This is a genomic window from Lentzea sp. NPDC060358 (assembly GCF_042725365.1).
Taxonomy (GTDB): Bacteria; Actinomycetota; Actinomycetes; order Mycobacteriales; family Pseudonocardiaceae; genus Lentzea.
On record NZ_JBHXCW010000315.1, the window covers coordinates 1 to 7,594 of the forward strand.

The window sequence follows — 7,594 nt, forward strand, 5'->3', positions numbered from 1 at the left end:
GGACCACGTGGTCTCCGCCCCCTTTCGTGCGTGCCGGGGGATCGGCCCACTCGCAACAGCACGCGCTGCCGTCGTGATCACGGCGCCACATTCGAGTGATGCAACGAAGAGAGGCGAGGCCGACCGGCCTCGCCCCTCCGACAGTCCGGAATGCCGACCTCAGCCCTTCGTCGACCCCAGCGTCAGCCCACCCACGAACTGCCGCTGCAACACGAAGAACACCACCAGCGTCGGCAGCGCCACCAGCAGCGACCCGGCCGCGATCAGGTTGTTGTCGGTGAAGAACGTCCCCTTCAGGTTCTGCAGAGCAGACGTGACCGGCATCTTGTCGCCGTCCTGGATCAGCACCAACGCCCAGAGGAAGTCGTTGTAGATCCAGGTGAACTCGAGCGTCGCCAGCGCGGCCAGCACGGGCCGGCACAGCGGCAGGGTCAGCTGCCAGTACTGCCGGAACACCGAGGCGCCGTCCACCCTGGCGGCCTCGGTCAGCTCGTACGGGATCGTCTTCATGTAGTTCGACAGCACGAACGTGCAGAACCCCATCTGGAACGCGATGTGGATCAGGATCACGCCGAGCTGCGAGTCGATCAGGGACTCGCTCTCCGACACCCAGGCCGGCACCTCGATCAGCCGGTACAGCCGCCACAGCGGGGTGACGATGACCTGCTGCGGCAGCAGGTTGCCGGCGGTGAACAGCATCAGCAGCGCGATGTTGAACTTGAAGCTGAACCGCGAGACGCCGAACGCCACCATCGAGCTCAGGCCGAGCGTCAGGACCATCGCCGGGATCGTGATCAGCAGCGTGTTCCAGTAGAAGTGCGGCAGGTCGCCGATCTCCCACGCCTTCGTGAAGTTCTCGAACGTCAGCGACTTCGCGATCGAGAAGTACCCGTTGACCGACGTGTCGTCGTAGGTCCGCAGCGACGCGTAGACGGCCCAGAGCAGGGGCGCCAGCGTCATCAGGCACGTCAGCACGAGGAACACGTGCAGCGCGATGCGGGCGGGGGTGACCGACCGCTTCTTCACAGCGGCAACTGGGCGTTCCAAGGTCGCCGTCACGTCCGGTTCTCCTTGCTGAACACCTGGTACAGGTACGTGATGATGAAGCCCAGCGAGATCGTCAGCAGCACCACGGCCACCGCGGAGCCGCGGCCGATGCGCGACGCCTCGCCGATGATGTTGTCGGTGACCAGCACCGACAGCAGCTCGAGCCCGTTGCGGCCCTTGTTGATGACGTACACGATGTCGAACGCGCGCAGCGCCTCGATCACCGTCACCACGAGCACGACGATGTTGACCGGCTTCATCACCGGGAACGTGACGCGGAAGAACGTCTGCGAGGCGGACGCGCCGTCCAGCGCCGCAGCTTCCTTCAGCGCCGGGTCGACGGACTTCAGGCCCGCCAAGTACAGCAGCATGATGTAGCCGGTGTGCCGCCACGCGGCCGCGACGAGCACCGCGTAGAGGTTGATGTCCGAGTCGCCGATCCAGTCGACCGGTTTGTCGAGGCCCAGCACCGAGTTCAGCAGGCCGCCGTCCGGCGTGTAGATCAGCTGCCAGATGAACCCGACCAGGGCGAGCGACAGCACCATCGGCACGTAGAGCGCGCTCTGGTAGACCCGGCTGAACTTGAGCTCGCGGTCCAGCAGCACGGCCAGCAGCAGGCCGGCCGACGTCGGCACGACCAGCAGGAACACCAGCCAGATCAGGTTGTGCTGGACGGCCGGCCAGAAGCGCGGGTACTCCGTGAAGATCTCGACGTAGTTGCCGACACCGATCCACTCGATGTCCTCGAAGCCGCCGATGCCGTTCCAGCGGCTGAACGACAGCGCGACCGAGCCCAGCGTCGGGATCCACACGAACAGCAGGTGCACGATCGTGGGGATGCCGAGCATGAGCCCGAGCACCAGCCTGTCCGTGCCCGCGAGGGCGGTGGCACGTCTTCCACGCCGACGAGGCGGCGGCCCGTCGGGGGCCGTCGCCTTCGGCTTCTCCTGCAGTGCGGTCACTTGAAGATGTTCTTCGCCTGGTCAGCCATGCCCTTGAGCACGGAGTCGACGCTGTTCGGGTCCTTGATGAACGCGATGAGGCCGTTGGTGGCCGCCTCGCTCGCGAAGCCGGGGTCGGTGTCGCGGTCGAGGAACTGCGTGATGTGCTTGGCGCCCTTGATGACCTCGGCCGCCTTCTTCTGCAGCGAGTTGTAGCCGGAGGTGTCCGCCTTCTGGTTCGTCGCGACCACGGACGCGTCGGACTTCAGGTAGGTGAGCTGCGGCTCGGCCGTCGACAGGTACTCGAGCAGCTTGAGCGCGCCCTCGGGGTTCCCGGGCTTCTTCGCCATCATGTAGCCGTCGATCGGCGCCTCGACCGTGTCGGTGCCGTGCGTCGGGTTGATCTCCGGGAACGGGAAGAAGTCGAGGTCGTCCTTCTCGGCGTCCGGGAACTGCTGGCCGAGGAACGAGCCCAGCAGGTACATGCCGGACTTCTTCTGCTGCAACGACTGCGCGGCTTCCTGCCACTCGCGGCCGAGGGCGTTCTCCTGGTGGAACGGCAGCAGCCGCTTCCAGGTGTCGAAGACCTCCTTGACCCGCTTGTCCTGCCAGTCCTCCTTGCCGGCCAGCAGGTCGACGTGGAACTGGTAGCCGTTGATGCGGAAGTTCAGCTGGTCGAAGGTGCCCATGCCCGGCCAGCCCTGCTTCTGGGCGAAGGCGATCGGGACCAGGCCGTCGGACTTCATCTTCGTGGAGAGCGCGACGAGCTCGTCGAGGTTCTTCGGCACCGCGTAGCCGCGTTCCTGCCACAGGCTCTTGCGGTAGAACATGCCCCACGGGTACTGCGTGAACGGCACGAAGTACTGCTTGCCGTCGGTGGCCGTCGACGCCTGCTTGAGGGCGTCGGAGTAGTTGCCGCCGATCTTGTTCCACAGCTCGCTGACGTCGCCGGTGAGGCCCTGGTCGGCGAAGAACCGCATGCGGTAGCCGGCGAACCACGCGAGCACGTCGTCCGGCTTGCCCTGCAGGTAGTTGTTGATCTGCTCCTGGTACTGCTCGTGCTGCTTGGTGTTGATCGTGACGGCCAGGCCGCCGGACTGGCCCTCGAAGCCCTTCAGCGCGGCCGTGATCGCGTCCTTGGGCACCTGGTCGGACAGGTTGTTGCCGAAGGTGACCGTCTTGGCGTCACCGCCGGAGCCCGAGCCGCCGCCGCACGCCGCGAGAAGACCGCTGGTCGCAGCGACGCCCGCGCCGGCCATCATGGCCCGCAGCATCGCGCGCCGCCCGAATTGCGGCAACGGAGTGGAACCAGGCGTGTACCGAACCATCATCGCTCCTACAGGTGACACCCGCTCGTGCGAACCGAACAGGACTCAAACAAAGTTGCGCACAATGTGGTCGCAGTCATACAGCATGTCAAGTCCCGTTACGGAGCTGTTAAACCCGTGCACAGCACGCATCCTGACGGTCGCGTGCGACATCGCTGGTTCTGGCCGCTGAACAGACCCGAACGCGAACTTGTGTTTGCTTGTGTTGACGTTGGGGGTTGTTGTCGTCCAGGCTTGCCGCCGTGACGACTTGGCCAACGGAGATGCCGGGCCTCGGCTGGGGGGCGGACTACAACCCCGAGCAGTGGCCAGAACACGTCTGGGCCGAGGACGTCCAGCTCATGCGCCGAGCCGGCGTGACCATCGTGAGCCTCGGGATCTTCTCCTGGGGCCGGATCGAGGTCAGCAAGGGCGAGTACCGGTTCGACTGGCTCGACCGCGTGATGGACCTGCTCCACGAGGGCGGCATCCGCGTCGACCTCGCGACCGCGACCGCCGCGCCGCCGCCCTGGCTCACGGCCGAGTACCCCGAGATGCTGCCCGTCCGCGCGGACGGCGTGCGGCTCTCGCACGGCTCGCGGCAGGCCTACTGCCCGTCGTCGCCGATCTACCGCGACCGCGCCACGGCGCTCGCGGGGGAGATGGCGGCGCACTACAGGGACCACCCCGCGCTGGCCGCGTGGCACGTCGGCAACGAGTACGCCTGCCACGTGAAGCGCTGCTACTGCGACACGTGCGCGGCCTCGTTCCGCGAGTGGCTGTCGGCCCGCTACACGCTCGACCAGCTCAACGACGCCTGGTCGACGGCGTTCTGGAGTCAGGGCTACACCGACTTCGCGCAGGTCCTGCCGCCGCGCGTCACGCCGACGTTCTCGAACCCGGCGCACGTGCTCGACTACGACCGGTTCACCGACGACGCGATCCTCGAGCTCTACAAGTCCGAGCGCGACGTGCTGCGGATGATCACGCCGGACGTGCCGGTCACCACGAACTTCATGGTCAACTGGACCTTCGGCGACCTCGACTACTGGAAGTGGGCGCGCGAGGTCGACTTCGTCTCCAACGACCACTACACGCTGTCCGAGTCGCCCGACCGGCACGTCGAGCTGGCGATGTCCGCCGACCTCGTGCGCGGTCTCGCGGGCGGCAAGCCGTGGCTGCTCATGGAGAGCTCGACGTCCGCGGTGAACTGGCAGCACCGCAACATCGCGAAGCTGCCGGGGGAGATGCGGCGGCACTCGTACCAGAACATCGCCCGCGGCGCGGACGGCACGCTGTTCTTCCAGTGGCGGCAGTCGCGCGGCGGCAGCGAGCGCTACCACTCGGCGATGGTGCCCCACGCCGGCACGGACACCAAGGTGTACCGCGAGGTCTGCGAGGTCGGTGCCGAGTACGCGAAGATCGGCGACGTCCTCGGTTCCACTGTGGACGCCTCCGTCGCCGTCCTCTACGACTTCCAGTCGAACTGGGCGCTGCGGCAGGACGCGCACCCGACGGCGGACTTCGACTACTACCGGCACGTCCTCGGGTACTACAAGGCGCTGTGGCAGGCCGGTGTCACGGTCGACTTCGTCGCACCGGGCACGAACCTCTCGGCCTACTCCCTGGTCGTCGTGCCGGCGTTCTACGCGGTGTCCGACGCGCACGCCGCCGTGATCGCGGACTACGTGGCGGGCGGCGGCCACGTCGTCGTCACGTACCTGTCCGGCGTGGCCGACCAGCACACGCGGGTGCGGCTGGGCGGGTACCCCGGCGCGTTCCGCGACGTGCTCGGCGCGTGGTCGGAGGAGTTCTTCCCGCTGCGCCAGGGCGAACGCGTCTCGCTGACCGACGGGTCGGCCGCCTCGCTGTGGACGGAGCACCTGCACACCCGCACCGCCGAGGTCGTCGCCTCCTACACCGACGGGCCGCTGCCCGGGGTGGCCGCCATCACGCGCAACGCGTTCGGCAACGGCGTCGCGTGGTACGTCGCGTGCGACCTCGACGAGGACGGTCTGGGCCGAACGGTTGAAAACGCGCTTTCCGGTGCGGGCGTTGCGGTGTCGCACTCCGCGATCGAGCTCGTCAGGCGCAAGGGCGACGTATCGTGGCTCTTCGCCGTCAACCACTCCGACACCGACGCGCAGGTCGAGGCGTCCGGTGTCGACGTGTTGTCCGGCACGCAGGTCTCCGGACACCTCACCGTGCGAGCCGGGGACGTCGTCGTCCTCAGGGAAGAGGTGTGAGGTGCTGGCACGTCAGCGGCAAGCGGTGATCATCGAGGAGGTCCGCCGGACCGGTGCCGTGCGGGTGAGCGACCTGGTGGTCCGCCTCGGTGTCTCGGACATGACCGTGCGCCGCGACCTCGACGTGCTCGCCTCGCGCGGACTGGTGGAGAAGGTCTACGGCGGCGCGACGTCCGTCGTCGGGCGCTCGACCGACGAGCCCGGCTTCGAGGCCAAGTCGGTCCGGCAGCTGCCCGAGAAGGAGGCGATCGCGGCACTGGCCGCGGGCCTCGTGCGCCCCGGCACCGCCATCGGCCTGTCCGCGGGCACCACGACGTGGACGCTCGCCCGGTTCCTCGACGACATCCCGGACCTGACGGTCGTGACGAACTCTATCCGCGTCGCCGACGTGCTGCAGCAGAGCGGCCGCACCGACCGCACGGTCGTGCTGACCGGTGGCGTGCGCACGCCGTCCGACGCGCTGGTCGGCCCCGTGGCCGTGAACGCGTTGCGGTCGCTGCACCTCGACGTGGTGTTCCTGGGCGTGCACGGCATGGCCGAGCGCTCCGGCTTCACCACCCCCAACCTCAACGAGAGTGAAACGGACCGCGCGCTCGTCGACGCCGCCGGGCGCGTGGTCGTGGTCGCCGACCACACGAAGTGGGGCACCGTGGGCATCTCCACGATCGCCGACCTCGACGAGGCGCACGTCCTGGTGACGGACGAGGGTTTGCCCGACGACGCGCGGGCGATCCTCACCGAGCAGGTCGGCGAGTTGGTGTTGGCCCATGTACCGGGAAGTGGCGAGGAGTTGGCGTGAGGCGTACCGCGGGAAAGCTGGCGGACGGCCGGGAGATCCTCTACTTCGACGACAGCGCTGAGGCGCCACCGCGGATCGCGGTGGACACGCGGGACCTCCCCGCGACGCAGCCGATGTCCGAAGTGCGGCTGGACCCGTTGACCCGCGAGTGGGTCGCGATGGCGGCGCACCGCCAGACGCGCACCTACAAGCCGCCGGCGGACCTGTGCCCGCTGTGCCCGTCGACGCCGGGCAGGCCCACCGAGATCCCCGAGTCCGACTACGACGTCGTCGTGTTCGAGAACCGGTTCCCGTCGCTGGCGCAGAACGTGCCCGACGTGCCGTCCACTGTGGACGGCGAGGAGCTGTTCGTGCGCGCGCCCGGCCGCGGACGGTGCGAGGTCGTGTGCTTCACCTCCGACCACAACAAGTCGTTCGGCGAGCTGTCCGAGTCGCGCGTGCGCACCGTCGTGGACGCGTGGGCGGACCGCGTCGCCTTCCTGTCAACGTTGCCAGGCGTCGAGCAGGTCTTCCCGTTCGAGAACCGCGGCGAAGAGATCGGCGTGACGCTCTCGCACCCGCACGGGCAGATCTACGCCTACCCGTTCGTGACGCCCCGCACCGAGCGGATGCTCTCGGCGGCGCTCGACTACCACGCGGAGCACGGCCGGCCGCTGTTCGGCGACGTGCTGGAGGCCGAGCTCCGCGCGGGCGCGCGCGTGGTCGCGGAGTCGGAGCACTGGGCGGCGTTCGTGCCCGCCGCCGCCCGCTGGCCCGTCGAGGTCGTGCTGGCGCCGCGCCGCCAGGTGCCGGACCTCGCCGCGCTGTCCTCTGTGGAGCGTGACGACTTCAGCTCGCTCTACCTCGAGGTGCTGCACCGCCTGGACGCGCTCTACGACCGCCCGCTGCCCTACATCGCCGCGTGGCACCAGGCGCCGGTCAACGCCGGCCGCGAGGAGATGTGGCTGCACCTGCAGGTCTTCTCGGTGCTCAGGACCAAGGACAAGCTGAAGTACCTCGCGGGCTCGGAGTCCGGCGAGGCCGTGTGGATCAACGACGTGACGCCCGAGCAGATCGCCGAGCGGCTCCGGGGAACACACAAGTAGCTCCCAGGCTGGTTTAAGGCTGCTCTCAGGACGACACCCGAGACTATGGGCATGACCGAGAGCAACAAGCCAGCGCAGCAGCCGGAAGAGCCCCACTCCGCGCCGACGAGCGCCGGTCAGACAGACTCCGGCGCGCGGGAGCAGGGCCCGTCGTCGCCGGAACCCGGCT

At 68.3% G+C, this 7,594-nt stretch carries 6 protein-coding genes; 3 read left to right on the forward strand and 3 right to left on the reverse strand.

Features of this window, described 5'->3' with window-relative positions; translation table 11 throughout:
- Positions 1 to 159 precede the first annotated feature (159 nt).
- Genes ACFWGZ_RS37440 through ACFWGZ_RS37450 form a run of 3 tightly spaced genes read right to left on the reverse strand, consistent with a single transcriptional unit; the run spans position 160 to position 3,316 of the window.
- On the reverse strand, positions 160 to 1,059 hold the full coding sequence (locus ACFWGZ_RS37440; protein WP_382456331.1) for a carbohydrate ABC transporter permease: 900 nt from the start codon (positions 1,057 to 1,059) through the stop codon (positions 160 to 162).
- Complete coding sequence (locus ACFWGZ_RS37445) at positions 1,056 to 2,009, reverse strand: carbohydrate ABC transporter permease (protein ID WP_382456332.1); 954 nt, start codon at positions 2,007 to 2,009, stop codon at positions 1,056 to 1,058. The genes ACFWGZ_RS37440 and ACFWGZ_RS37445 overlap by 4 nt, the downstream gene beginning before the upstream one ends.
- Positions 2,006 to 3,316 (reverse strand): ABC transporter substrate-binding protein, encoded by a 1,311-nt coding sequence (locus tag ACFWGZ_RS37450; protein ID WP_382456333.1) that lies wholly within the window; start codon positions 3,314 to 3,316, stop codon positions 2,006 to 2,008. Before ACFWGZ_RS37450 ends, ACFWGZ_RS37445 begins: the two co-directional genes overlap by 4 nt.
- Before the next feature lie 242 nt (positions 3,317 to 3,558).
- Here ACFWGZ_RS37450 and ACFWGZ_RS37455 point away from each other — a divergent pair, with 242 nt between their 5' ends.
- From ACFWGZ_RS37455 to galT, 3 genes are read left to right on the forward strand one after another with little or no spacing between them, the layout of a single operon-like run.
- Complete coding sequence (locus ACFWGZ_RS37455) at positions 3,559 to 5,541, forward strand: beta-galactosidase (protein WP_382456334.1); 1,983 nt, start codon at positions 3,559 to 3,561, stop codon at positions 5,539 to 5,541.
- A 1-nt stretch (position 5,542) separates the two neighbouring features.
- Positions 5,543 to 6,340 carry a DeoR/GlpR family DNA-binding transcription regulator gene (locus tag ACFWGZ_RS37460; RefSeq protein WP_330854225.1) on the forward strand — a complete coding sequence of 266 codons (798 nt, stop codon included), beginning with the start codon at positions 5,543 to 5,545 and terminating at the stop codon, positions 6,338 to 6,340.
- Positions 6,337 to 7,425, forward strand: coding sequence for a galactose-1-phosphate uridylyltransferase (gene galT, locus ACFWGZ_RS37465; RefSeq protein WP_382456335.1), 1,089 nt, complete (start codon positions 6,337 to 6,339; stop codon positions 7,423 to 7,425). The genes ACFWGZ_RS37460 and galT overlap by 4 nt, the downstream gene beginning before the upstream one ends.
- Positions 7,426 to 7,594: the final 169 nt, after the last annotated feature.

Excerpts from the sequence above, each read along its gene's own strand:
- ACFWGZ_RS37450 (WP_382456333.1), bottom strand. The coding sequence starts at position 3,316 with ATGGTTCGGTACACGCCTGGTTCCACTCCGTTGCCGCAATTCGGGCGG.